Genomic DNA, 22,727 nt, shown 5'->3' with positions numbered 1-22,727 from the left:
CGATCCGGATGAGAATCCTCTAACCCTGCGCAGAAGGCCCGGGGAGACGTTCACGTCTCCCCGGGCCTCGTGCCGGCGTCGTCAGGCGCGCAGCTCCCGGTACTTCGCGATCAGCGCCGCCGTCGACGGGTCCTGCGCCGCGAGCGCGGCCTCGTCGCCCGCGACCGCCGGGGCGATCTCCAGCGCGAGCTTCTTGCCGAGCTCGACGCCCCACTGGTCGAACGAGTCGATGCCCCACACCACGCCCTGCACGAACGTGATGTGCTCGTACAGCGCGACGAGCTGCCCCAGCACGGCGGGGGTCAGCGCGGGCGCCAGGATCGACGTCGTCGGCCGGTTGCCGCTGAACACCTTGGCCGAGACCAGGTCCTCCGCGACGCCCTCGGCCCGCACCTCGTCCGCGGTCTTGCCGAACGCGAGCGCCTTGGTCTGCGCGAAGAAGTTCGCGAGGAACAGGCCGTGCACGTCGGCCCCGGCCGCGACGGCGCCGCCGTCGCCCACGGCGTCGGCCAGCGGGTAGGCGGGGTTGGCCACGGCGATGAAGTCGGCCGGGATGAGCCGCGTGCCCTGGTGGATGAGCTGGTAGAACGCGTGCTGGCCGTTGGTGCCGGGCTCGCCCCAGAAGACCTCGCCGGTCTCGGTGGTGACGGGCGTGCCGTCCCAGCGCACGGACTTGCCGTTGGACTCCATGGTGAGCTGCTGCAGGTACGCCGGGAACCGGTGGAGCTGCTGCGCGTACGGCAGGACGGCGTGCGTGTGCGCGTCGCGGAAGTTCACGTACCAGACGTTCAGCAGGCCCATCAGGGCGGGCACGTTGCGCTCGAACGGCGTGGTGCGGAAGTGCTCGTCCATGGCGTGGAAGCCGCCGAGGAAGTCGGCGAACGCGTCGGGCCCGATCGCCACGGCGAGCGAGGTGCCGATGGCCGAGTCCACGGAGTAGCGGCCGCCCACCCAGTCCCAGAACCCGAACGCGTTGGCGGGGTCGATGCCGAACGCCTCGACCTTGTCCAGGGCGGTGGACACCGCGACGAAGTGCTTCGCGACGGCGTCGGCGCGCCCGTCCTCGGAGTCCTCGATGGCGCCGGCTGCGACCAGCGAGCGCCACAGCCAGTCGCGCGCGAGGCGGGCGTTGGTGAGGGTCTCCAGCGTGCCGAAGGTCTTGGAGGCGACGATGAACAGCGTGGTCGTCGGGTCCAGGTCGGCGGTCTTCTGCGCGACGTCGGTGGGGTCGATGTTCGAGACGAACCGGACCTCCAGGCCGTCCTGGACGTACGGCTCCAGGGCCTCGTACGCCATGACGGGGCCGAGGTCGGAGCCGCCGATGCCGATGTTCACGATGGTGCGCACGGCCTCGCCGGTGACACCGGTCCACTCCCCGGAGCGCACCTTCTCGGCGAACGCGTAGACCTTGGCGAGCTCGTCGGCCACGTCGGCGGTGACGTCCTGGCCGTCGACGGTCAGGTCCTCGTCCGACGGGCGGCGCAGCGCGGTGTGCAGCACGGCGCGGTCCTCGGTGACGTTGATGTGCTGCCCGGAGAACATGGCGTCGCGGTGCTCCGCGAGGCCCACCTCCTCCGCGAGGGCGAGGAGGGCGGCGAGCACGTCGTCCGTGACCAGGTTCTTCGACAGGTCGACGTGCAGGTCGGCGGCCTGGTGGCTCAGGCGCCCGGCGCGGGCCGGGTCCTCGGCGAACCAGCCGCGCAGGTCGGGCCGGAGGTTCTTGGAGAGCTCGGTGAGCGAGCCCCAGGCGTTGGTGGTGGTGGCGTCGACAGGCACACGGGCCGGCTCTGAGGTCATGACTCAACCGTAGTGCGGAGAGCCCTGGCCGCAGCCTCGGCCAGTGTCTGATCCGTCACCTCGTACCCGGCGTCGCCCCCGCCGCCGGGGCCGCCGGCGTCGGTCACGGTGCGCTTCGCGGACAGGTGGACGGCGTCCACACCCACGCCGAGCAGGGCCGGGACGTCCGCGGCGGTGACGCCGCCCCCGGCCATGATCTCGATGCCGAGCTCGGCGCTGCGCTCGACCAGGGCGGCGAGGCGGTCCAGGCCGTCGGCCGCGCGGGCCGCGCCGCCGGAGGTCAGGACCCGCGCGACGCCCAGCTCGGACAGCGTGTCGAGGGCAGCGATCGGGTCGGCGACCACGTCGATCGCCCGGTGGAAGGTCACCTCGGCGTCGTCGGCGGCGGCCACCAGGCTGCGCATCCGCGCCACGTCCACGGTTCCGGACGGCGTCAGCGCGCCCAGCACGACGCCGTCGGCGCCGGCGTCGACCGACAGGACGACCTCGCGGAGCATCAGGTCGTGCTCGGCGGCCGAGTAGACGAACCCGCCCGGCCGGGGCCGGACCAGGACGTGCACCTCCAGGATCGGCGCGCTGTCCGACGACGGGACCACCGCCGCGGCGTCGATCACCGCCTCGATCAGCGCGGCGCTGGGCGTGATGCCGCCGGTGGCGCCGAGCGCGGAGCAGAGCTCGACGCGCCGGGCACCGACGTCGGCAGCGATCACCGCCCCGGCCGGGTCCTGGACAGCGAGCTCGAGCGCGACACGTTGGGGCACGTGCGCCAGCGTAGTCGTGCGCGGGGCGGCCGTTCGCCCGCCGTGACGGGGACCGAGTCGGTAGGGTCCCATGGCATGGCCATCGATCCCAGTGCGATCCTCCAGGGTCGCGCCCCCGGGCGTGCCCCTGTCGGAGTGATCGTCGGGATCGTCTTCGCCTCGGTCTGCCTGCTGTTCGTGCTCGCGTTCGACGCGGTCACGGGCGGGGCGTCGTTCGTCGTCGGGCTGCTGCTCGCGCTGCTGCCCGTCGCGGTGTGGCTGCCGCTGGTGCTCGCGCTGGACCGCCTGGAGCCCGAGCCGCCGAACGCCCTGATCTTCGCGTTCCTGTGGGGCGCGGGCGTGGCGGCGCTGTTCGCGAGCATCCTGAACACGCTCGGGCTGTCGCTGCTCACCGAGACGGAGCTGACGGGCGAGGAGGACGGCTGGTACCTGGTGGCGACGTTCGGCGCGCCCGTGGTCGAGGAGCTGCTCAAGGGCGCCGTCCTGTTCGGCATGCTGTGGTGGCGGCGGCAGGAGCTGAACGGTGCGACCGACGGCGTCATCTATGCCGCGATGGTGGGGCTCGGCTTCGCCGCGACGGAGAACGTCCAGTACTTCATCGACGCCCTTGACTCCGACCAGCTCGGCTACGTGTTCGTGCTGCGGGCCGTGGTCTCGCCGCTGCTGCACCCGCTGTGCACGGCGATGACGGGGATCGGTGTCGCGGTCGCGGCCCTGGCCGGACCGGGCCGGCTGCGCCGGACGGCGCCGCTGTGGGGCCTGCTCGGCGCGATCGCCCTCCACAGCCTGTGGAACGGCTCCACGAAGTTCGGGCTGGTCGGCCTGGCGGGGGCGTACCTCGTGGGGTTCGTCGTGCTGATCGTGCTGATCGTGATCCTGGCCCGCGACCGGCGGCGGATCGTCCAGCTCATCGAGCACTACCTGCCGCTGTACGGGCCGGTCGGCATCATCACCCCCGACGACCTGCGCATGCTGTCCAGCCTGCCCGGCCGCCGCGCGGCCCGGCGCTGGGCCCGCACGGCGGGCGGGCGCCCCGCCGAGCGGGCCATGACCGACTACCAGCAGGCCGCGACCGAGCTCGCGCTGCTGCACCAGCGGGCCGGCGCCCAGCGTGACCTGGACCCGCACGGCCTGGAGCAGCAGCGGCAGTACCTCGTGTGGATGATGCAGCAGGCGCGGGCCGCGTTCGTCGCGCGGCTGCCGCGCCCGCCGGCATCACCGTGGGGCGCGACGGGCCTCGGCCCGCCGCGTCAGGGCTGACGCGCCGTCAGAGCGCGATCCGCTCGACGCCGGTGGTCACCTCGTCGAGCACGTCCGGCACCGGGGTCACCCCGAGGCCCGGCCCCGTGGGAACCGCGATGTGGCCGGCGTCCAGCACGAACGGCTCCGTGATGTCGCGCGCGTAGAACCGGCCCGAGGCCGAGATGTCGCCCGGCAGCGTGAAGCCGGGCAGGGCGGCGAGCGCCGCGTTGGCAGCCCGCCCGATGCCGGTCTCCAGCATGCCGCCGCACCAGACGGCCACGCCGTGCGCGACCGCGAGGTCGTGGATGCGCCGCGCCTCGAGGTACCCGCCCACCCGGCCGGGCTTGATGTTGATGATCGAGCAGGCGCCCAGCGTGATGGCCGCGGCCGCCGTCTGCGCGGACACGATCGACTCGTCGAGGCAGACCGGTGTGCTGATGCGCCGCGCCAGCTCGGCGTGCCCGAGCACGTCCTCCTCCTCCAGGGGCTGCTCGATGAGCAGCAGGTCGAACGGGTCGAGCCGCGCCAGGTGCCGCGCGTCGCGCAGCGTGTACGCCGTGTTGGCGTCGACCTGGAGCGGTACGTCGTCGCCGAACCGCTCCCGGACGGCCCGGACGGGCTCGACGTCCCAGCCGGGCTCGATCTTCAGCTTGATCCGCACGTACCCCTCGGCGAGGTAGCCGTCGACGACGTCGAGCAGCTGCGGGATCGAGTCCTGGATGCCGACCGACACCCCGCTCGGCACCCGGTCCACGACGCTGCCCAGCTCGCGGGACAGCGGCCGGCCGGCGGCGCGCAGCTCGGCGTCGAGCACCGCCATCTCGAGCGCGGCCTTGGCCATGCGGTGCCCCTTGACCGGCGCGAGCGCCTGGCCGACGTCGACGGCGGAACGGATCCCCGCGCCGTCCCGGTAGGCGCCGAGCGCCGGGATCAGGAACCTGCGCAGCACGTCGGCGCACGCGTCCACGTACTCGGAGGAGTACAGCGGGTCGTCGCCCGCCACGCACTCGCCCCAGCCCTCGCCGTCGTCCGTCTCGACGCGCAGCAGGAGCAGGTCCCGCTCGAGCTGCGTGCTGAACGACGTGCGGAACGGTGCCACGAGCGGGAGCCGGACGCGCCGCAGCTCGATGCTCCGGACGGTCAGGTCGTCGGTGGTCATGCGGTCCCCTTGTCGGTCGGCGGGTCGGTCGGGTCGGCCGGGACGGCCGGGACGCGCACCAGGTAGCCGCCGGGCCCGAACCCGACGACGGACCCGCTGCCGGACAGCGGTGGCAGCAGACCCTCACGGACCGCCACGCGCCAGCGGCGGGCGGCGGCGGGGTCGGTGGTACGCAGCGTCTCGATGTCGGCCGGCACGGGCACCGTGACCAACCGGCCGGGCTCGGCCGCCCCGGTATCCCGGGCCTCCCCGGCCGCCTCGGCCGCCTCGGCCGACGCACGGCCGGCGGAGCAGGCCGCGACCACCTGCGGGTCGCGGAGGTCCCAGCGCACCAGGATCCGGTCGGACTCGTCGCCCCGGTTGATCGCGTCGGGCATGGCACCGTAGAAGGCTGGCAGGTACTCGACCGCCCGCGCGGCGAGCTTCACCAGGTTGAAGTGCGCGTTCCGGGCGACGAGCGGGTCGTAGGTCCAGGTGATCGTGTCCACACCCTGCTCCAGCACCCAGGCCCGCTGGTGCAGCTTGAGCGCGTACCCGATCCCCCGGCGGACGGCGCCGGCGGACACCCCCGCGACGTGGCTGTGCAGGGCACGCTCGTCGGGCGCGTGGAAGAACCCGACACACGCGCCGACCATCCGGTCGCCCTCGTACGCGGCGGCCACGTAGTTGGTCGCCTTGGCCAGCGCCCGGAGCAGCTCGGCCGGGACGGGCGAGCCGCCCCAGACCTCCGTCCACAGCTGCTCGGCGGCGGTGTGCCCGGCCATGTCGTCGACCATCCGGATCTCGACGCCCGCGGCGCGCGCGGCGGCGTCGGCCGCGCGGACGGCGTCCGCCACGACCGGGTCGGCCCCGGCCGCGTCGACCTCGGACCGGCCGGTCACCGGACCGCCGCCGCGTCGGCACCCGCGTCGGCGCCCGCGTCCGCGACCAGGTCCACGACCAGCGCCCGCAGCAGCGCGGTACGGTCGGCGATCCGGTCCACGAGCACGTGCTCGTCGTCGGCGTGCGCGCCGCCGCCCACGGCGCCGAGCCCGTCGAGGGTGGGCGTGCCCACGCCCGCGGTGAAGTTGCCGTCGGACGCCCCGCCCACGGCCACGCCGGTGAGCGCCGGCAGCCCGGCCTCCTCGGCGAGGCGGGCGGCCCGCTCGAACAGGTCCGCGGACAGCTCCCGTTCCAGCGGCGGCCGGTTGATCCCGCCCTCGATCTCCAGCGCGGCGCCGGCCAGCACGGGCTCCAGCGCCCGCAGGGCGGCGTCGACCCGCTCCTGCTCGGCGACCGTCCGCGCGCGGACGTCCACCGCGACCGACGCCTCGGCCGGGACGGTGTTGCGTGTGGTGCCGCCGCCGACGACCGTCGGCACCACCGTCGTGCCGAGCGCCGGGTCGCCCAGGGCCGTGATCGCGAGCACCTGGTGCGCCAGCTCGACCGCCGCGTTCACGCCCTTCTCAGGCTCCAGCCCCGCGTGGGCGGCCCGGCCCTTGACCACCACCTGATAGATCGAGGTGCCCTTGCGCTCCAGCTTGAGCGCGCCGCCGTCGGCGGAGGCCTCCAGGACGAGCGCGGCCGCCGCCCCGCGCGCCTCGTCCTCGATCAGGGCCTGGGACGACGGCGAGCCGAGCTCCTCGTCGCCCGTCACCAGCAGCGTGACGCCGCTGCGGTCCTCCAGGGACGCCAGCACGTGCAGCGCCATGGCCAGGCCGGTCTTCATGTCGAAGCAGCCAGGGCCGCGCAGCACGCCGTCCGCGATGCCGAACGGGTGCGTGCGCAGCGAGCCCAGCGGCCACACCGTGTCGTGGTGCGCGAGCACCAGCACGCGCGTGGGGCCGCCGAGCCGCCACCGCAGGTGGATGCCGAGCCGTTCGGGCGGGGTGCCGAGGTGCGCCGTGCCGAGCCGGGCCACCAGGTCGGCGGACCGGGCCAGCGCGGCCGGGTCCTCCGACGGCGACTCGCACTCGACCAGCGTCCGCAGGTCCTCGATCAGCGCGTCGGTGTCTGCTCGGGCGGCAGTCTCGTTCAAGGGCATGAGGGCACGGTAGCCGCCCCTCGGCCCGCACCCCCAGGATCAGAGCGAGAGCAGCCGCAGCACCAGGGCCGCCGCTGACAGCACCATCAGTGCGCCCGTCGGGCCCACACCGGCCCAGTCCTTGGCGCGGACGTGCGTGACGACGGCGCCGAGGAAGTACAGGACGAAGCACCCGGTGGCGGCGATGCCGATCGGCGCCCACCAGATCCCGGCGAGCGTGCCGAGCGCTCCGGCGACGAGCAGGGAGCCGAGCACGGGGATCAGCCGGCGCGGCACACCGAGCTTGGTGGTGAGCGGCTCGACGACCTGCGGGTTGCCCGTCAGCTTGCCGTACCCGCTGAACGCGGTTGCCAGGATCAGGAGCGACGAGACGATGACAGAAGCGACGAACACGGGTCCTCCGGGGACGACGGCCGGGTGGTGTCCGGCGCGACCAGGGCATCCGTCCGGATGCCTCCCGCATCGTCCGGTACCCGGCGGGCCTTGCCAAGGGCCGGGTTAGTGACTAACCATTGGTAAGTGACTTCCGAGACGACCGCCGACCGCAAGGTGTCCGAGGACGAGTGCGGGCTCTTCCAGCGCACCCTCGAACGCGCGGGACGGCGCTGGTCGGGGGCGATCCTCTACGCCGGGGTCGCCGGCGCACGACGCTTCGTCGAGTACCGCCGCTACGTGCGCGGCATCTCCGACCGGGTCCTGACCCAGCGGCTGCGCGAGCTCGAACGGCAGGGGTTCATCACGCGCGAGGTGGTGCCGACCATGCCGGTGCAGATCCTGTACACGCCCACCCCGGCGGGGGCCGAGCTCGTCGCCGCGCTGCGGCCCCTCGCCGAGTGGGGCGCCCGGCACCCGTCCGTCCTCGACCAGGAGGACGACCACTAGGCCCTGCGCAGGCCCAGCGCGATGACGGCGCCCACCACCACGTGCTCGGTCACCAGGAGCGCCACCGACGCCGGCGTCGTGCCGGAGGCGGCGCCCAGCAGCGACACCAGCAGGGCCACGCCGCAGAGCACGAGCCACGCGACCTCGCCGCCACCCTTCGCGATGCGTCCGACGACGGCCCGCGCACCCCAGCCGGCGAACCCGGCCACGAGCGCGGCGGCCAGGGCGGCGACGACGGTGACGGGCTGGACGCTCGCCCCCGTCTGCGCCGCGGGGTCGACGCCGAACGCCGTGCCGATCAGCCACACCAGGACGGCGGCCGCCGCGGCGGCGAACGGCACCGCCCAGGCGGGCCAGGGACTACGGGTCACCAGGTTCTCGGCCATGACGTCTCCTCACTCCGTGGCACGTCCGTCGTGCCTGGTCACAGCCTTCTCGACCCGGGGCGACCGCGACATCAGTCCGTGGTACCGAACCGGGTCACCCTTCGGTAGCGGCACCCCAGACCTTGGTCGGTGTCCGGCGCCGCGCGCCGTGCGTAGTGTCACCGCCATGACAGGCGAACCGCAGGACTGCGAGCCCGGGGGCATCGAGCCGGCACGCAGCGGGGCCGGGCGTACCGAGCCGGGGCGCCCTCCGCGGCGCGCGGTGGTGGTGGCCATGCTGCTGCTCGGCACCCTGACCCTCGCGACGGTGCTGTCCCGCGCTCCCGGCGGACCCGAGGCGCTCCCCCTGCAGCTCCTGGACCTGGCGGTCGCGGTCGTCTCCCTGGCCCTGCTGCCGCTGATGTGGGCCCGCCGGTCGGTCCCCCTGGCCCTCACGCTGGCCGCGCTCGCGGTGCTCTCGCCCGGCGCGACGCCGGCGGCGACGTCGGCGGTGCTGCAGATCGCCCGGTGGTCGCCGCTGCGCACGGCGGTCCTCGTGGCCGCGGCGAGCACGGCCGCGCACGCGGTGCAGGGGCTGTGGCGTCCGCCGTCGTTCCCCCTGGGCTGGTGGCTCCTGTGCGACGTCGCCGTGCACGCCGCGCTGCTCGGCTGGGGCGCCTACCTGCAGGCGCGTGCCCAGCTCCTCGCCGACCTGCGGGCCCGCGCCCGCCGCGCCGAGGCCGACCGCGAGCAGGCGCTGGAGACCGCCCGGTCCGGGGAGCGCAACCGGATCGCCGCCGAGATGCACGACGCCCTCGGGCACCGGCTGTCCCTGCTGGCCGCCACGGCGGGCGCCGTCGAGTACCGCCCGGACGCTCCCCCCGAGCAGCTCGCCGCCGCGGCGGGGCGGGTGCGCACCGGCGCCGCCGAGGCCCTGGAGGACCTGCGGCAGCTCGTGCGGCTGCTGCGCGGCGGGTCGGACCGGCTGGCCCCGCCGCCCACGCTCCTCGACATCCCCGGGCTCGTCGACGCGGCCCGGTCGGTGGGCGCCGCCGTCACGCTCGACCGGTCCGACGAGCGGACGGCCGCCGGGCCGGATGACGCCGAGCCCTCCCCCGCGGTCGCCATCGCCGCCTACCGCGTGGTCCAGGAGGGCCTGACCAACGCCCGCCGGCACGCGCCGGGCGCGGCCGTCCGGGTCACGGTGACCACGCACGCGGACGAGGTCCTGGTCGTCGTGGCCGACGACGGTCCCGAGCGCACCCCCGACGGCGCGCCCGGGACCGGCCTGGTCGGCCTGCGCGAACGGGTGGAGCTGCTGGGCGGCACGCTCGACGCAGGCCGCTCACCTGCTGGTTTTACCCTGGAGGCGCGGATACCGTGGGCCTGATGGAGACCCGCCTCGTGATCGTCGACGACGACGCCCTGGTCCGTGCGGGCCTGCGCCTCATGCTCGACGGCGCCGAGGGCATCCGCGTGGTCGGCGAGGCCGCCGACGGCGGGGACGTGGCCGGGGTGCTCGACGCCCACCCGGCCGACGTCGTGCTCATGGACCTGCGCATGCCCGGCGTCGACGGGATCGAGGCCACCCGCCGGGTGCGGGGCCGGCCCTCGCCGCCCGCCGTCGTCGTGCTCACGACGTTCGACACCGACACCGAGGTGGTGGGCGCGCTGCGCGCCGGGGCCGCCGGCTACCTGCTCAAGGACATGCCGCCCGCGCGGATCGCCGCGGCGGTGCGCGCGGCGGCCGACGGCGAGCCCGTGCTCGCGCCGGACATCGCCCGCCGCCTGATGGAGACGGTCGCCGCCGGGGGCGGCGAGGCGCGGGACGCGCGGAGCGCTCTGGACCGGCTCACGAGCCGGGAGCGCGACGTCGCCGTCGAGATCGGGCGCGGCTCGTCCAACGCGGAGATCGGACGGCGGCTCTACCTCAGCGTCCCGACCGTGAAGGCGCACGTCTCGAGCGTGCTGGTGAAGCTCGGTGTGGAGAACCGCACCCAGGTGGCGCTGCTCGTCCAGCAGGCCGGCGCGGCTTGAGGCCGCGCTAGGCGCGCAGCCCCAGGAACTCCGCCACCCGGTCCGACGCCGGTGCGGTGCGCAGCTCCTCCGGCTCGGCCACCTGGAGCAGGCGGCCCCGGTCCATGACCCCGACCCGGTCGGCCACCGCGGAGGCCTCGGCGTGGTCGTGCGTCACGAACACGGCGGTGGTCCCGGTCTCGACGAGCGCTACCCGCACCTCGCCGGCCAGCCGTTCCCGGAGCTGCCGGTCGAGCGCGGACAGCGGCTCGTCCAGCAGCAGCAGGCGCGGCCGCGGGGCCAGGGCGCGCGCGAGGGCGACCCGCTGCTGCTCCCCGCCGGACAGCGTGGGGACCGCCCGCTGCTCGTACCCGGCGAGCCCCACGAGCTCCAGCAGCTCGGTGACCCGCGCGTCCCGCTCCTGGCGGGTGAGCGGCAGGGTCTCCAGGCCGTAGGCCACGTTGCGCCGCACGTCCCGGTGCGGAAAGAGCTGGCCGTCCTGGAACATCAGCCCGAACCGGCGCCGGTGCACAGGCAGGCGGCCGACGTCCGCGCCGTCGTACAGCACCTGCCCGCCCGCCAGCGGCTCCAGCCCGGCCACGGCGCGCAGCAGGGACGACTTGCCGCACCCGCTCGGCCCCAGCAGCGCCAGCACCTCGCCGGGGGCCACGGTCAACGAGACGTCGTCCACCGCCGTCACGCCCGCCGTACCGGTCCCGTACCGCACCGAGACGTCCCGGATCTCCAGCCCCGCCATCAGAACTCTCCTCCCGCGCGGTCGTCGCGCAGTCGCTCCGCCACCATCATGACGGTCGCGGTCAGCGCGGCGAGCACCACGGACGCCGCGAGCGCCATCCCGTAGTTCTCGGCCCCGGGCCGCCCGATGAGGCGGTAGATCACGACGGGCAGGGTGGCGCCGTCGGGCCGCGCGAGGAACGACGTCGCGCCGAACTCGCCGAGCGAGACCGCGAACGCGAACCCGGTGGCCAGCCCGACCGACCGCAGGGCGATCGGCAGGTCAACGGTGCGCAGCACGCGCCCCGGCCCGGAGCCGAGCACCGCGGCGACCTCCCGCAGCCGGGGGTCGATCGCCCGGAGCACGGGCAGCACGGTGCGCACGACGAGCGGTACGGCGACGACGGCCTGCGCCACCGGCACGAGCAGCCCGGAGGTGCGCAGGTCCACGCCGAGCACGGGCTGGTCCATGGTGATGAGGAACCCGAACCCGACGGTCACGGCGGAGACGCCCAGCGGCAGCATGAACAGGCCGTCGAGCGTGCCGATGGCGCGGCGCGCGCCCACGGAACGGGGCCGCCGGGACACGACGAGCGCCACGAGACCGCCTACGACCAGGGCGATCAGGGTGGCGGACAGCGCGATCCGCAGCGACGTCGCGGTGGCCTCCCACACGGTGACGACGAGCGCGTTCCGCTCGCCGGTGGTGCCGAGCGCCAGGTAGTTCCCCGGGCCCCACGACCCGTCCGGCTCGCGGAACGAGCGGACGACCAGACCGGCGAGCGGCAGGGCGATGAGTACCGCGACGATCGCGGTGCCCGCGAGCGCCGCCCCCACGTCGGCGGGCGTGCGCCAGGACAGCGGGCGTGCCGAACGCCGCGCGGACACGAGGTGCAGCGCGGCCTCGCGCCGCCGGCGGGCGCGCGCGGACACGGCCAGGGCGGCGCTGATGACGACGAGCTGCAGGACCGACAGCACGGAGGCCGACCGCAGGTCCAGGAACTGCGTGGTACGGGTCCAGATCTCGGTCTCGATGGTGCCGTACCGCACGCCGCCGAGCACGAGCACCACCCCGAAGGCGGTGGCGCAGAACAGGAAGACGACGGAGGCCGCCGACGTGATCGCGGGCGCGAGCGACGGCAGCGTGACGGTCCGGAACACGCGGGCCGGACCGGCACCCAGCGATGCCGCGGCCTCCTCGGCCCGGGGGTCGAGCCGCTCCCAGAGCCCGCCCACGGTGCGCACCACCACGGACACGTTGAAGAAGACGAGCGCGACGACGATCCCGGCGAGCGACTCCTCCAGCCCGAGGAACCCGAGCGCGCCGCTCGGTGCGAACAGCGCGCGGAACGCGACGCCGACCACCACGGCGGGCAGCACGAACGGCACGGTCACCAGCCCGCGCGCGAGGCTGCGCCCGGGGAACGACCGCCGGTACAGGAGGTACGCGAGCGGCAGGCCGAGCAGCACGGAGAACGCCGTGCCGAGCACCGCCTGGGTGAGGGTGAGCCCCACGAGCCGCCACGTGCGCGGGCGGGTCAGCACCTCGACGAAACCGGTGAGGTCGAGCACGCCGTCGGGCACGAACCCGCGGACCACGAGCGCCGCCACCGGCCACGCGAAGAACACCGCGAGGAAGCCGAGGGGGACGGCGACCGCCACCCCCCAGAGCAGGGGCGCGGGCCGGAGCCCGTGCCTCATCAAGCTCCGCCTTTTGTGGGCTGAACCTGCGGCTCCACTCCGGGCGGGTGCCTCGTTCCTCGGCCCCCACCCTGCGTTGCGCCTCCGGCTCAGCCCACGACGGTCTCGGTCCACCGTTCGATCCACTCGTCGCGGTGCTCGCTCACGTCGGCCGGGTCCACCTCGAACGGGGCGTCGGCCTGGGGCGCGAACTTCCGCCAGTCGGCGGGCAGCTCCACGGCCGCGTCGGCCGGGTACATGTACATCGACTCGGGCAGGGCGGCCTGGACGTCGTGCGTGAGCAGGAAGTCGACCAGCTCCCGGGCGCCCTCGGGGTTGTCGGACCCGGCGAGCACGCCCGCGTACTCGACCTGCCGGAAGCAGGTCTCCAGCAGCGCACTCGTCGTCGACTCCGAGCCGTCCTCGCTCACCGTGAACGCGGGCGACGTCGCGTAGGAGAGCGCGAGCGGCCGCTCGCCGCCCTCGCCCGCCCCGGAGAAGTCGACGTAGTACGCGTCCTCCCACGAGTCGGCGACCTTGACGCCGTTGTCCACGAGCGAGGCCCAGTAGTCCTCGAACCCGTCCTCGCCGAACGCCCCGATCGTCGCCAGCAGGAACGCGAGCCCCGGGGACGACGTCGCCGGGTTGGTCACCACGAGCAGGTCCTTGTACTGCGGGTCGGCGAGGTCCTCCAGCGTCGTCGGCACCTCCAGGCCGGACTCCTCGAACCAGGCCTCGTCGGCGTTCACGCAGACGTCGCCCTGGTCGACGGGCGTGAGCGCCCCGCCGAGCTGCTCGGCACCCTCCGGGAGGTCCGCGGGCGTGTACTCCTCGACCACGCCGGCCTCCAGCGCGCGGGAGGCGAACGTGTTGTCGATGCCGAACACGGCGTCGCCGAGCGGGGCGTCCTTGGTCAGCACGAGCTGGTTCACCAGCGTGCCCGCGTCGCCCGCGGCGCTGACCTCGACCGTCGTGCCGGACTCCTGCTCGAACTGGTCGATCAGCTTCTCGTCGAGCGCCCAGGAGTCGTGGGTCACCAGGGTGACGGTCCCCGGGTCGCCGGTGCCGGACGCGTCGTCGCCCGATCCGGAGCCGCCGGAGCACCCGGCGAGCAGCAGGGCCACGGACAGCGCGGCCGCAGCAGTAGGGATGGTGCCCCCGTGGGCACCGGAAAGACGCGACATCGTGCCTCCGACTTCCTCCGCCGGTGTCAACCGGATCAGGTTCAAGGGTCTGCGGCTCTCCGCACTCTCAGCGCCATCGGGGCGCTCCCCTGTCGTTTCCATGCAGCCTAGTCGGCCGTCGAGGGCTACGGTGTAGAGATGGCCCAGATTGAGACGGAACAGACACTCGGCGAGAAGGTCGGCACCCTTGCCCTGACGATCGCGGCCGGCTGGGTCGCCCAGAAGGCCGTCAGCATGATCTGGAAGGGCGTGACCGGAAACGACGCGCCCAACAAGCCCGACGACCCGGAGCTGGACCTGCTGCAGGCGACCGTGTTCGCGGCCGTCGCCGCCGGCACCGCGGTCTTCGCCAAGCGCCTCGCCGCCAAGGGCGCGCACCGTGCGGCCCTGAGCATCGCCGCACGGCGCAGCGCCGTGTGAGGGCATGACACCCTGGTGCCGTGAGCTTCACGCACCTCGATGACCGCGGCCAGGCCCGCATGGTCGACGTCACCGCCAAGCAGCCGACCGTCCGCTCGGCGACCGCCTCGGGCCTCGTCCGTTGCGCCCCCGCCGTCGTCCAGGCGTTGCGCGAGGGCGCCGTGCCCAAGGGCGACGTGCTCGCGGTGGCGCGCGTCGCGGGCATCGCCGCGGCCAAGAAGACGCCCGACCTGCTGCCGCTGGCTCACGTGATCGGCGTGCACGGCGCGGCGGTGGACCTCGAGGTGACGGACGACGGCGTCGTCGTCACCGCGACCGTCCGCACGGCCGACCGCACCGGCGTCGAGATGGAGGCGCTCACCGCCGTCGCGGTCGCCGGCCTCGCCGTGATCGACATGGTGAAGGGCCTGGACAAGTCGGTCTCGCTCGCGGACGTGCGGCTGGAGCGCAAGACGGGCGGCAAGTCGGGCGACTGGGTGCGCGAGGCCTGATCGCTGTCCGCCGACTCGCCGGCGCCCGGACTTCACGGGGACGACGGCGCGCCCTCGGTCGGCGCGATCCACACGTCGTCGCCCACCGCTATCCCGCGCGCGTGCGTCCTGGTCAGGGTGATCAGCACGGCCTCGTCCTGCTCCGTGCGGACGGTGAGCCGCACCTCGAACCCGACGCGGAGCACCCGGGTGACCACGCCCGCCGTCGTCCCAGGCGTGCCCGGGGTGCGCACCACGTCGATGTCGTGCGGCCGGATCAGGCTGCCGCCGAGCCGGGTGACCGGGCCCAGGAAGCCCATCACGAAGTCGTTGGCGGGCTTGTCGTACAGCTCCTCCGGGGAGCCGATCTGCTCGATGCGCCCCTCGTTGATCACGACGATCTCGTCGGCGACCTCGAGCGCCTCCTCCTGGTCGTGGGTCACGAAGACCGTGGTGACGTTGACCTCGTCGTGCAGCCGCCGCAGCCAGTCGCGCAGCTCCTTGCGCACCTTGGCGTCCAGCGCTCCGAACGGCTCGTCCAGGAGCAGCACCGTGGGCTGGATCGCCAACGCCCGCGCGAGTGCCATCCGCTGGCGCTGGCCGCCCGAGAGCTGGGACGGCAACCGGTGCGCGAACTGCGACAGGTGCACCAGGTCGAGCAGCTCGGCGACCCGGGCCTGGGTCTCGGCCCGAGAGCGGCCGCGCACCTCCAGCCCGAACGCGACGTTCCGCGCCACGGACAGATGCTTGAACGGCGCGTAGTGCTGGAACACGAAGCCCACGTTGCGCTTCTGGACCGGCAGGTCGGTGGCCTCGACGCCCTCGATCACCACCGATCCGCCGTCCGCGTCCTCCAGCCCCGCGATGATCCGCAGCAGCGTGGTCTTTCCGCCGCCGCTGGGTCCCAGCAGCGCGGTGAGCCCGCCGGTGGGGATGGTCAGGTCGATGTCCGCGAGGGCGACGAAGTCGCCGTACCGCTTGCTGACACCCGACACTTCGATGCTCATGTGCTGCTGCTCTCCAGGTTCATCGCCGCGAGCCGACGGCTCGCAGCACGAAGACGATGACGATGGCCAGGACCGAGACGCTCGCCAGGAGGAACGCGATGGCGTAGGCCGCCTCCTGGTCGAAGTTCAGGTACCGCTCCTCGACCGCCAGCGTCGCCGTCCGGGTCTGGCCCAGCACGTTGCCGGACACCACCTTGACCGCGCCGAACTCGCCCAGGGACCGGGCCAGCGTGAGGACCACGCCATAGATCAGGGCCCACTTGATGCTGGGCAGGGTGATCCGCCAGAACGTCTGCCAGGTGCTCGCGCCCAGGCTGGCAGCGGCTTCCTCCTGCTCGGTACCGATCTCCCGGAGCACCGGGACGACCTCGCGCACGACCAGCGGCAACGACACGAAGGCCGTGGCCAGCACGATCCCCGGCAGCGCGAAGACCACCGTCAGCCCCCAGCTCTCCAGCGCCGGACCGAACCACCCGTTCCGCCCGCCGTACACGAGCACCAGCGCCAGGCCCACCACGACCGGCGACACGGACAGCGGCAGGTCCAGCAGCGCGCTCAGTGCGCGCTTGCCGGGAAACTCGGCCCGCACCAGCAGCAGCGAGACGCTCACCCCGAACAGGGTGTTCAGCACCGTCGCGGCGAGGGCGGCCACCACGGTGAGCTGGAGCGCGGCCACGGTGCCCGGGTCGGCGAACACCCGGTTCAGCGCGTCCATGCCGTTGGCGAACGTGTTGGTGACCACCAGTGCCACCGGCCAGACGACCAGCAGGGCGAGATAGGCGATCACCACGATCCGCAGCAGGTAGGTGACGGGGCCCGGGCGGTCCCTGCGGCGCTCAGCCACGGCGGGCCACCCTCCGTTGCACGACGTCCAGCACCACGATGACGGCCAGCGAGATCAGGAGCAGCACCGACGCGATCGCCGCCGCGCCGGCCGCGTTGTCGTTCTCGATGGCACTCAGGATGCGCACCGACGTCACCTCCGACTCGAAGGGCAGGTTCCCGCTGAGCAGCACCAGGGACCCGTACTCGCCCATGGCCCGGGCGAAGGAGAGCGCCGCGCCCGACGCGATCGCGGGGGCCAGGCTGGGCAGGATCACCCGGCGAAAGACGACGGCCCGGCTCGCCCCGAGCGACGCGGCCGCCTCTTCCGTCTCCGCGTCGATCTCCTCGAGCACGGGCTGCACCATCCGCACCACGAAGGGCAGCGTGACGAAGGCGAAGGCGAGGTACACCGACCACTCGGTGTTGGCCAGGTGCAGCCCCAGCGGGCTCTCCGTGCCGTACAACGACAGCAGCACGAGGCCCGCCACGATGGTCGGCAGCGCGAACGGCACGTCGATCACCAGTTCCAGGAGGCCTTTGCCCCAGAACCGGTCACGCACCAGCACCCAGGCGATCACGGTGCCGATCACCACGTTCACCAGGGTCACGACGGTCGATGCCGTCACCGTGAGCCGGATCGCGGCAGCGGTCTGCTCGTTCGTGAGCTGTCGCCAGAACTCGTCCCAGCCCCCGGACGTCGCGGCCACCAGCACCGCCGACAGGGGGATCAGCACCAGCAGGCTGAACCACAGCATGGTCACGCCGAGCCCGATGCCGGAGAGCCGGGTCAGGTTGTTGGGCAGCGCCCGGTGGCTCTGGGCCACCGGGCGCTGACTCGCGACGCTCATGCGCTACTCCGAAGCCTTCCCGGACTTCTCGATCGACTCGGTGACGATGCCCAGCGGGGCCCCGTCCTTGCCGTCCCCGAACAGCTTGTCCTTGACACCGTCCCAGCCGGGTCCGCCGAAGTCGTTCTCCAGCGTGAGCAGGTGGTGGACGGCGGGGAACGGGTCTGCGGGGTCCGGCGCGCCCTTGATGTCGCCCGGCTCGATGCCGAGCGCGTCGAAGTCCACCTCACCCGGAGCGTCCGGGTTCACCGGTCGGAAGCCCGTCAGGGCGAACTGCTTCTGCCCCTCCGGCCCGCGCACGAAGTCGATCCATGCCTGGCTCGGTGCCGAGGCGTCGTTGAGGATGGCCCCCGGGTTCTCGATGAGGAGCGTGGTCTCCGGGATCACGTACTCGAAGCCCTGACCGCTCTGCGAGGCCAGGATCGCCTCGTTCTCGTAGGCGAGGAGCACGTCGCCGGTACCACCCAGGAACGCGGTCGTGGCATCGCGGCCGCTGTTGGTCAGCGTGACCACGTTGGCGAACAGCTTGTCGAGGTACTCGGTCGCCTCCTCCTCGCTGCCACCGTTCTGCGTGACGTGGCCCCAGGCGGCGAGCGCGTTCCAGCGTGCCGAGCCCGACGACGCCGGGTTGGGGGTCACGATCTCCACGCCGGGCTTGATGAGGTCGTCCCAGTCCTGGATGTCCTTCGGGTTTCCGTCACGAACCCCGAGCACCACGATCGAGGTGGACACGATGCCCTTGTCGGGGCCGTCGTCCCAGGTCTCGTCCACCAGGCCGGCGTCGACCAGGCGGTCGACGTCCGATGCCACCGAGAGGTGCACGTAGTCGGCGGGCAGACCGTCCGCGACCGCGCGGCTCTGGTCTCCGGACGCGCCGTACGACGTCGTGAACGTGACGCCCTCGCCCTCGGGCGTCTTCGCGAACTCCTCGGCGATTGCCTTGTTCGCGGTCTCGGGCACCGCGAAACCGACGATGCTGATCGACTCCGCATCGGTGCTCCCCGCCGAGGACGAGCACCCGGCCAGCGCCAGCACCGAGACGACTGAGGCCGCAGCGGCGGCTCTGATTGAAGGTCGCACGTGCGCACCTTCCTTCCGTCGAGGGGGAACAGCCAATTCCAAGTATTCCCATCGCCCTGGTCGGGTATGGGCCAACTGGGGCGGGACGCTACGGCGTTTTGCCAGAGTATGTCAATCAGACCGATCGGAGATATCCATAGGTTGGACGATCGCGGGTGAAACGGGCCTCGTAGGCGCTTTTGAGACGGCAGTCCGGCGCTCTGCGGGGCGGCTAGTCTGGCGGGGTGATCACCGTCCGCTACTTCGCCGGCGCCCGGGAGGCAGCCGGGCTCGCCACCGAACAGCTCGGCGGCCCGACGTCGGTAGCCGCCCTCCGCGGTGCGCTCACGATCGCGCACCCGGGCCTGGACGCCGTGCTGCCGAAGTGCGTGCTGCTGGTGGCGGGCGCCCGGACGACCTCGGCCGAGGCGCAGATCCCGGACGGCGTCACGGTAGACGTCCTCCCGCCCTTCGCGGGCGGCTGACCCCCTTGGTCAGTGGTCGCCGCCGGTCAGCTGGGAACGGACGTGCGGCCACAGGGTGAGCACCACCTGGAGGCCGTCCCGCACGCCGCCGGACGACCCAGGCAGGTTGACGACGAGGGCGCGTGTGCCGTCCGTGGCCCGCGCCACGCCCGCCAGGCCCCGGGAGAGGGCGGCCGTGGCTATGCCCGCCGCGATGCCCTGCTGGCGCACCGACTCGCTGATCCCCGGGATCTCGTAGTCCAGCACCGCCCGCGTGCCCTCCGGCGTGAGGTCGCGCGGGGTGATCCCCGTGCCGCCGGTGGTGATCACCAGCCGGGCGCCGTCGTCGACCACGGACCGCAGCACGTCTCGGACCGACTCGACACCGTCGGGCACCACACGGGTGCGCACGTCGGTGAGGCCCGCCTGCTCCAGCAACGACACCGCCGTCGGGCCGGACCGGTCCTCGGCCTCACCGCGTGCACAACGGTCGGAGACGGTGATCACCGCTACCCGGTCGGACGTCATGCCGACACGCTATCGGCCTCCGGCTCCTCGGACGCGACGACGGCCTCGGCGGCCTTGTCCTGACGGTAGGCGCGCACGGACCAGATCACGGCGGCGGCCCAGCCGAGCCAGATCAACACGTACACGGCGATCTTCGTGCCGTCAGGCGCGGAGATCCAGTCGCTGTTGAGCAGGGTGCGCGAGTTGGTGAGCACGATGACGCCACCCACCAGCGAGCCCAGGATGCGCGGCGGCACCAGGCGCACCAGCCAGGCCGCGATCGGCGCCGCGATCAGGCCACCGATGAGCAGGGCGAGCACCCAGGCGAAGTCGATGCCCTCGCCGCTGAGGCCGACGAAGAAGCCGAGGCTGGCCGCGATCGCCACGAAGAACTCGCTGGTGTCGATCGATCCGATCACCTTGCGCGGCTCCATCCGGCCGCTCGCCAGGATCGCGGGTGTGCCCACGGGACCCCAGCCGCCACCGCCGGTGGCGTCCATGAACCCGGCCACCAGGCCGAGCGGGGTGAGGAAGCGACGGCGCAGCGGCTTGTCCGAGCGGGTCGGCAGCCCCTGCACCGTGAAGCGGAGCAGCACGTAGAGGCCGAGCACCAGCAGGATCACCGACATGACCGGCGCGGCGACCTCGGTCGAGAGCGAGGACAGGAACGTGGCGCCCGCGAACGCGCCGATCGCACCAGGAATGCCGATGCGTGCCACGACCTTCCAGTCCACGTTGCCGAAGCGCCAGTGCGCGGCACCCGATGCGAGCGTGGTGCCGATCTCGGCGAGGTGCACGGTGGCCGACGCCGCGGCGGGGTTGGTGCCGATGGCCAGCAGCAACGTGGTGGAGGTGACGCCATAGGCCATGCCCAGACTGCCGTCCACCAGCTGCGCGCCGAGACCGACGAGCGCCAGCAGGATCAGGGTTCTCATGGGTGTGGTCTTCCAGGTCCGGGAAACGTGTGCACAGGCGCGCCAGGAACGGCCCTTGCCAGAGTACTCATCTCATCCGGTCGGAAACAACAAGCATCCCAGAGGTCGGGATCGGTGCTGACGCCGGGGCGTCCGGTTCTCCTCGGGCTCTCAGGAGTTCGACCAGGCGGAGTCGCCCTCGGTCAGCGCGCGCACCTCGTCCGGCAGCGCGCCGCTCACCAGGTCCGCGAGCGACACGGCCTCCAGCACCGCGCGCACGTTGGCCCGCAGTGCCACCCACACGTGCAGGAGCGGCGCGGCCGCCCCCTGGAACTCCAGGTCGGACGGCCGGTTGCCGCGGACGAAGACGAGCGGTCCGTCCACGGCACGTACGACGTCGGCGATGGTGATCGAGTCGGCGGGCCGGGCGAGGCGGTACCCACCGCCGGCCCCGCGGTGGCTGGTGACGAGCCCGTCGCGACGCAGGTCGCTCAGGATCCCCTCCAGGAAGCGGTGCGGGATGTCCTGCGCCCGGGCCAGGGCCTCGGCGCGGACGGGCCCGTCGTGGTCGGCGGCCGCCAGCTCGGCGGCGGCACGGACGGCGTAGTCGGCTCGTGCGGAGATCCTCATGACCCCATTGTCTCCCGCCCGCCGCGCCGACACGCACGACGCCCTGGACGCGCCCGGCCCGCACGCCGTCGTCAGGCCAGGATCTGGCCCGCCTTCTGGGCCGACGCCGCGAACGATCCCGTCAGCGGGAGCTCCGGCAGGATCACCGCCTGGGCGGCGTGGTAGACGTCGGGCTTGCCCACCCAGGTGAGCCCGGACGGGCGGTTCTCGGTGTCGAGCTCGTGGTGCCACGACCCGTGCTCGGCGTCGACCAGGTGCTCGCGGATCCAGGCCCACCACTCGCGCTCGAGCTCGGCGTACCGGGCGTCCCCGGTGACGCGCGCCAGCACGTTCGCTGTGGCGGCGCCCTCGGCCGCGACCCAGTGGAAGCGCCGGGGCTCGACGGGCGTGCCGGCCCAGTCCGTCGTGTAGACGAAGCCGCCCCCGCCCTCGCCGTCCCAGCCGTCCGTCACCGCACGGTCGAAGAGCGCGGCTGCGGCCGCCGTCCGCTGTCCGGGTGTGCCCGCCTCGGCGTCGATCTGCAGCAGCAGGCGGGCCCACTCGAGCCCGTGCCCCGGCGTGGCGCCGTACGGCTTGAACTGGTCGCGCGGCCGGTCCGCGTTGTACTCGAGGAGCAGGTTCCAGTCCGCGTCGAAGTGCTCGGGGATCCGCCAGTCGTTGCCCTCGGCCCAGGCGATGACCTGGTCGCCGATCGCCGACGCGCGCTCCAGCCAGAGCGCGTCCCCGGTCGCGGCGTGCGCCGCGAGCAGAGCCTCGACGGAGTGCATGTTCGCGTTCACGCCCCGGTACTCCGACGTCGACGCCCAGTCGCGCGACCGCTCGTCCAGGTGCAGGTTCCGCTCGGGCTCCCAGAACCGCGCGTCGAGCACGGCGAGGGCCTCGGTGAGCAGCTCGGACGCGCCGGCGATGCCGGCCACCTTGCCGGTCGACGCCGCGAGCACCACGAACGCGTGCGCGTAGGCCTCCTTCTTGCCGACCAGCTCCTCACCCTCACCACGGGCGGCCAGCCACCCGCCGAACTCGGCGTCAGCCAGCACCTCACGCAGCCCGGTGAGAGCACGCGTCGCGTACTCCTCCGCTCCGCTCACGCCGAGCAGGTGCCCGACGGCGAAGCTGTGCGCCATGCGCGCGGTGATCCACGTCTCGACGGGGTGGGAGGTGTCCGGGCGGCCCTCGTCGTCGAGCCAGCACGCGGCGCCGTCCGAGCGGATCGAGGCCTCGGCGAAACGCAGCAGCGAGACGAAGTGGTCGCGGCGCCACGCCGCGTCGGCGCTGCTTGCGGGCTGGGTGCTGGTGGAGCCCGCGGCAGTGCGGGTGGTGTCTGCGTTCACACCGCCACGATAGCCGCGGCCGCTGTGCGGCCGGCAACTTGCCTGAGTGCCGGACTGCCGGTCTCCGCGGGCGTGGGCTGTCCGGAAATGCAGAAAGGGGGTAGGAGTCAGTCGCTGTAGCGACTGCTCCCACCCCCTTGCTGGGAATGGTTGTCCGGCGGCGTCCTACTCTCCCACCCCGTCACCAGGGCAGTACCATCGGCGCTGTGGGGCTAAGCTTCCGGGTTCGGAATGGGACCGGGCGTTTCCCCCACGCTATGACCACCGTAACACTGTCGAGAACCAGGCAACCCCACACATCCAACACCCGCCGGCGATGAAGCCAGTGGTGTTGGAAGGGGTTGGTGCCCGTGACTCGGGAACCGCATAGTGGACGCGACACGCTTTGAACTTGATTTTTAGCTCGTG

The 22,727-nt window shown here is 73.3% G+C and carries 25 protein-coding genes, 1 rRNA gene and 1 riboswitch; of the genes, 7 read left to right on the top strand and 19 right to left on the bottom strand.

The features are described from left to right. Positions 1-81 precede the first annotated feature (81 nt). Together pgi and ACFV9Q_RS21595 are read right to left on the bottom strand one after the other, a co-directional pair. The gene (gene pgi, locus ACFV9Q_RS21600) at positions 82-1,797 is read right to left on the bottom strand and encodes a glucose-6-phosphate isomerase (RefSeq protein WP_377236103.1); all 1,716 of its coding nucleotides are present in this window, start codon (positions 1,795-1,797) and stop codon (positions 82-84) included. Next, positions 1,794-2,558 (bottom strand): copper homeostasis protein CutC, encoded by a 765-nt coding sequence (locus tag ACFV9Q_RS21595; RefSeq protein WP_377236102.1) that lies wholly within the window; start codon positions 2,556-2,558, stop codon positions 1,794-1,796. Before ACFV9Q_RS21595 ends, pgi begins: the two co-directional genes overlap by 4 nt. Before the next feature lie 75 nt (positions 2,559-2,633). Between ACFV9Q_RS21595 and ACFV9Q_RS21590 the strand changes: the two genes are divergently transcribed. Continuing rightward, on the top strand, positions 2,634-3,818 hold the full coding sequence (locus tag ACFV9Q_RS21590; protein ID WP_377236101.1) for a PrsW family intramembrane metalloprotease: 1,185 nt from the start codon (positions 2,634-2,636) through the stop codon (positions 3,816-3,818). Between the two features lie 7 nt (positions 3,819-3,825). On the opposite strand, the gene menC is transcribed toward ACFV9Q_RS21590, so the two are convergent. The 4 genes from menC to ACFV9Q_RS21570 are packed head-to-tail and all read right to left on the bottom strand — an operon-like array spanning position 3,826 to position 7,375. Beyond that, positions 3,826-4,959 (bottom strand): o-succinylbenzoate synthase, encoded by a 1,134-nt coding sequence (gene menC, locus ACFV9Q_RS21585; protein ID WP_377236100.1) that lies wholly within the window; start codon positions 4,957-4,959, stop codon positions 3,826-3,828. After that, positions 4,956-5,840 (bottom strand): GNAT family N-acetyltransferase, encoded by an 885-nt coding sequence (locus ACFV9Q_RS21580; RefSeq protein ID WP_377236099.1) that lies wholly within the window; start codon positions 5,838-5,840, stop codon positions 4,956-4,958. Before ACFV9Q_RS21580 ends, menC begins: the two co-directional genes overlap by 4 nt. Beyond that, entirely contained in the window at positions 5,837-6,982 is a 1,146-nt protein-coding gene (locus ACFV9Q_RS21575) for a M20 family metallopeptidase (RefSeq protein ID WP_377236098.1), read from the bottom strand. Before ACFV9Q_RS21575 ends, ACFV9Q_RS21580 begins: the two co-directional genes overlap by 4 nt. Before the next feature lie 39 nt (positions 6,983-7,021). After that, positions 7,022-7,375 (bottom strand): DoxX family protein, encoded by a 354-nt coding sequence (locus tag ACFV9Q_RS21570; RefSeq protein ID WP_377229272.1) that lies wholly within the window; start codon positions 7,373-7,375, stop codon positions 7,022-7,024. Between the two features lie 126 nt (positions 7,376-7,501). Here ACFV9Q_RS21570 and ACFV9Q_RS21565 point away from each other — a divergent pair, with 126 nt between their 5' ends. After that, a complete protein-coding gene (locus ACFV9Q_RS21565) occupies positions 7,502-7,864 on the top strand; it encodes a winged helix-turn-helix transcriptional regulator (RefSeq protein WP_377236097.1) in 363 nt (120 codons plus the stop codon). Here the strand turns inward: ACFV9Q_RS21565 and ACFV9Q_RS21560 are convergent. Further along, entirely contained in the window at positions 7,861-8,250 is a 390-nt protein-coding gene (locus tag ACFV9Q_RS21560) for a DUF6069 family protein (protein WP_377229274.1), read from the bottom strand. The genes ACFV9Q_RS21565 and ACFV9Q_RS21560 overlap by 4 nt on opposite strands. A gap of 166 nt (positions 8,251-8,416) precedes the next feature. Here ACFV9Q_RS21560 and ACFV9Q_RS21555 point away from each other — a divergent pair, with 166 nt between their 5' ends. Beyond that, a complete protein-coding gene (locus tag ACFV9Q_RS21555; RefSeq protein ID WP_377236096.1) occupies positions 8,417-9,619 on the top strand; it encodes a sensor histidine kinase in 1,203 nt (400 codons plus the stop codon). Next, positions 9,619-10,266, top strand: a complete 648-nt coding sequence (locus ACFV9Q_RS21550; RefSeq protein ID WP_377229276.1) for a response regulator — start codon at positions 9,619-9,621, stop codon at positions 10,264-10,266. The genes ACFV9Q_RS21555 and ACFV9Q_RS21550 overlap by 1 nt, the downstream gene beginning before the upstream one ends. 7 nt (positions 10,267-10,273) lie before the next feature. Here the strand turns inward: ACFV9Q_RS21550 and ACFV9Q_RS21545 are convergent, their stop codons facing one another. The 3 genes from ACFV9Q_RS21545 to ACFV9Q_RS21535 all read right to left on the bottom strand — a co-directional run bounded on the left by ACFV9Q_RS21545 (position 10,274) and on the right by ACFV9Q_RS21535 (position 13,844). After that, complete coding sequence (locus tag ACFV9Q_RS21545; protein WP_377236095.1) at positions 10,274-11,002, bottom strand: ABC transporter ATP-binding protein; 729 nt, start codon at positions 11,000-11,002, stop codon at positions 10,274-10,276. Next, a complete protein-coding gene (locus ACFV9Q_RS21540; protein WP_377236094.1) occupies positions 11,002-12,681 on the bottom strand; it encodes an ABC transporter permease in 1,680 nt (559 codons plus the stop codon). Before ACFV9Q_RS21540 ends, ACFV9Q_RS21545 begins: the two co-directional genes overlap by 1 nt. 89 nt (positions 12,682-12,770) lie before the next feature. Next, complete coding sequence (locus ACFV9Q_RS21535; RefSeq protein ID WP_377236093.1) at positions 12,771-13,844, bottom strand: thiamine ABC transporter substrate binding subunit; 1,074 nt, start codon at positions 13,842-13,844, stop codon at positions 12,771-12,773. Next, a riboswitch (TPP riboswitch) is annotated at positions 13,840-13,945 on the bottom strand. (Overlaps the previous gene by 5 nt.) A 37-nt stretch (positions 13,946-13,982) precedes the next feature. On the opposite strand from ACFV9Q_RS21535, the gene ACFV9Q_RS21530 reads away from it, so the two are divergent. Beyond that, positions 13,983-14,264, top strand: coding sequence for a DUF4235 domain-containing protein (locus ACFV9Q_RS21530; RefSeq protein WP_377236092.1), 282 nt, complete (start codon positions 13,983-13,985; stop codon positions 14,262-14,264). Positions 14,265-14,284: 20 nt separating this feature from the next. Next, positions 14,285-14,755: a cyclic pyranopterin monophosphate synthase MoaC gene (moaC, locus tag ACFV9Q_RS21525; RefSeq protein WP_377236091.1), complete on the top strand. Its 471-nt coding sequence runs from the start codon at positions 14,285-14,287 to the stop codon at positions 14,753-14,755. Positions 14,756-14,787: 32 nt separating this feature from the next. Here moaC and ACFV9Q_RS21520 read toward each other — a convergent pair whose 3' ends face one another. Genes ACFV9Q_RS21520 through ACFV9Q_RS21505 form a run of 4 tightly spaced genes read right to left on the bottom strand, consistent with a single transcriptional unit; the run spans position 14,788 to position 18,494 of the window. Beyond that, positions 14,788-15,741 carry a sulfate/molybdate ABC transporter ATP-binding protein gene (locus ACFV9Q_RS21520; protein ID WP_377236090.1) on the bottom strand — a complete coding sequence of 318 codons (954 nt, stop codon included), beginning with the start codon at positions 15,739-15,741 and terminating at the stop codon, positions 14,788-14,790. Positions 15,742-15,760: 19 nt separating this feature from the next. Beyond that, complete coding sequence (locus ACFV9Q_RS21515) at positions 15,761-16,585, bottom strand: sulfate ABC transporter permease (protein WP_377236089.1); 825 nt, start codon at positions 16,583-16,585, stop codon at positions 15,761-15,763. Continuing rightward, the gene (cysT, locus tag ACFV9Q_RS21510) at positions 16,578-17,414 is read right to left on the bottom strand and encodes a sulfate ABC transporter permease subunit CysT (RefSeq protein ID WP_377229284.1); all 837 of its coding nucleotides are present in this window, start codon (positions 17,412-17,414) and stop codon (positions 16,578-16,580) included. The genes ACFV9Q_RS21515 and cysT overlap by 8 nt, the downstream gene beginning before the upstream one ends. Before the next feature lie 3 nt (positions 17,415-17,417). After that, positions 17,418-18,494, bottom strand: a complete 1,077-nt coding sequence (locus tag ACFV9Q_RS21505; protein ID WP_377236088.1) for a sulfate ABC transporter substrate-binding protein — start codon at positions 18,492-18,494, stop codon at positions 17,418-17,420. Between the two features lie 224 nt (positions 18,495-18,718). On the opposite strand from ACFV9Q_RS21505, the gene ACFV9Q_RS21500 reads away from it, so the two are divergent. Beyond that, positions 18,719-18,958, top strand: coding sequence for a MoaD/ThiS family protein (locus ACFV9Q_RS21500; protein WP_377229286.1), 240 nt, complete (start codon positions 18,719-18,721; stop codon positions 18,956-18,958). A 9-nt stretch (positions 18,959-18,967) separates the two neighbouring features. On the opposite strand, the gene ACFV9Q_RS21495 is transcribed toward ACFV9Q_RS21500, so the two are convergent. From ACFV9Q_RS21495 to rrf, 5 genes are all read right to left on the bottom strand, one after another. Next, positions 18,968-19,465, bottom strand: a complete 498-nt coding sequence (locus ACFV9Q_RS21495) for a molybdenum cofactor biosynthesis protein B (protein WP_377236087.1) — start codon at positions 19,463-19,465, stop codon at positions 18,968-18,970. Continuing rightward, a complete protein-coding gene (locus ACFV9Q_RS21490; RefSeq protein ID WP_377236086.1) occupies positions 19,462-20,379 on the bottom strand; it encodes a sulfite exporter TauE/SafE family protein in 918 nt (305 codons plus the stop codon). The genes ACFV9Q_RS21495 and ACFV9Q_RS21490 overlap by 4 nt, the downstream gene beginning before the upstream one ends. A 150-nt stretch (positions 20,380-20,529) precedes the next feature. Continuing rightward, complete coding sequence (locus ACFV9Q_RS21485) at positions 20,530-20,988, bottom strand: Rrf2 family transcriptional regulator (RefSeq protein ID WP_285107772.1); 459 nt, start codon at positions 20,986-20,988, stop codon at positions 20,530-20,532. A 71-nt stretch (positions 20,989-21,059) separates the two neighbouring features. Then, a complete protein-coding gene (locus tag ACFV9Q_RS21480; RefSeq protein ID WP_377236085.1) occupies positions 21,060-22,319 on the bottom strand; it encodes an AGE family epimerase/isomerase in 1,260 nt (419 codons plus the stop codon). A gap of 152 nt (positions 22,320-22,471) precedes the next feature. Beyond that, positions 22,472-22,588, bottom strand: a 5S ribosomal RNA gene (gene rrf, locus ACFV9Q_RS21475). Between the last annotated feature and the right edge of the window lie 139 nt (positions 22,589-22,727).

It is taken from the genome of Promicromonospora sp. NPDC059942, assembly GCF_042731755.1.
Taxonomy (GTDB): domain Bacteria; phylum Actinomycetota; class Actinomycetes; order Actinomycetales; family Cellulomonadaceae; genus Promicromonospora.
The sequence above is the reverse complement of the archived record's forward strand: the minus strand, read 5'-3'. Positions and strand labels throughout refer to the sequence as shown.

Coding starts and splice junctions, on each gene's coding strand:
- ACFV9Q_RS21495 (WP_377236087.1), bottom strand. CDS start 19,465: ATGACGTCCGACCGGGTAGCGGTGATCACCGTCTCCGACCGTTGTGCA.
- ACFV9Q_RS21485 (WP_285107772.1), bottom strand. CDS start 20,988: ATGAGGATCTCCGCACGAGCCGACTACGCCGTCCGTGCCGCCGCCGAG.
- ACFV9Q_RS21490 (WP_377236086.1), bottom strand. CDS start 20,379: ATGAGAACCCTGATCCTGCTGGCGCTCGTCGGTCTCGGCGCGCAGCTG.
- ACFV9Q_RS21575 (WP_377236098.1), bottom strand. CDS start 6,982: ATGCCCTTGAACGAGACTGCCGCCCGAGCAGACACCGACGCGCTGATC.
- pgi (WP_377236103.1), bottom strand. CDS start 1,797: ATGACCTCAGAGCCGGCCCGTGTGCCTGTCGACGCCACCACCACCAAC.
- ACFV9Q_RS21540 (WP_377236094.1), bottom strand. CDS start 12,681: ATGAGGCACGGGCTCCGGCCCGCGCCCCTGCTCTGGGGGGTGGCGGTC.
- ACFV9Q_RS21555 (WP_377236096.1), top strand. CDS start 8,417: ATGACAGGCGAACCGCAGGACTGCGAGCCCGGGGGCATCGAGCCGGCA.
- ACFV9Q_RS21590 (WP_377236101.1), top strand. CDS start 2,634: ATGGCCATCGATCCCAGTGCGATCCTCCAGGGTCGCGCCCCCGGGCGT.
- ACFV9Q_RS21560 (WP_377229274.1), bottom strand. CDS start 8,250: ATGGCCGAGAACCTGGTGACCCGTAGTCCCTGGCCCGCCTGGGCGGTG.
- cysT (WP_377229284.1), bottom strand. CDS start 17,414: ATGAGCGTCGCGAGTCAGCGCCCGGTGGCCCAGAGCCACCGGGCGCTG.
- menC (WP_377236100.1), bottom strand. CDS start 4,959: ATGACCACCGACGACCTGACCGTCCGGAGCATCGAGCTGCGGCGCGTC.
- ACFV9Q_RS21520 (WP_377236090.1), bottom strand. CDS start 15,741: ATGAGCATCGAAGTGTCGGGTGTCAGCAAGCGGTACGGCGACTTCGTC.
- ACFV9Q_RS21530 (WP_377236092.1), top strand. CDS start 13,983: ATGGCCCAGATTGAGACGGAACAGACACTCGGCGAGAAGGTCGGCACC.
- ACFV9Q_RS21535 (WP_377236093.1), bottom strand. CDS start 13,844: ATGTCGCGTCTTTCCGGTGCCCACGGGGGCACCATCCCTACTGCTGCG.
- ACFV9Q_RS21545 (WP_377236095.1), bottom strand. CDS start 11,002: ATGGCGGGGCTGGAGATCCGGGACGTCTCGGTGCGGTACGGGACCGGT.
- ACFV9Q_RS21550 (WP_377229276.1), top strand. CDS start 9,619: ATGGAGACCCGCCTCGTGATCGTCGACGACGACGCCCTGGTCCGTGCG.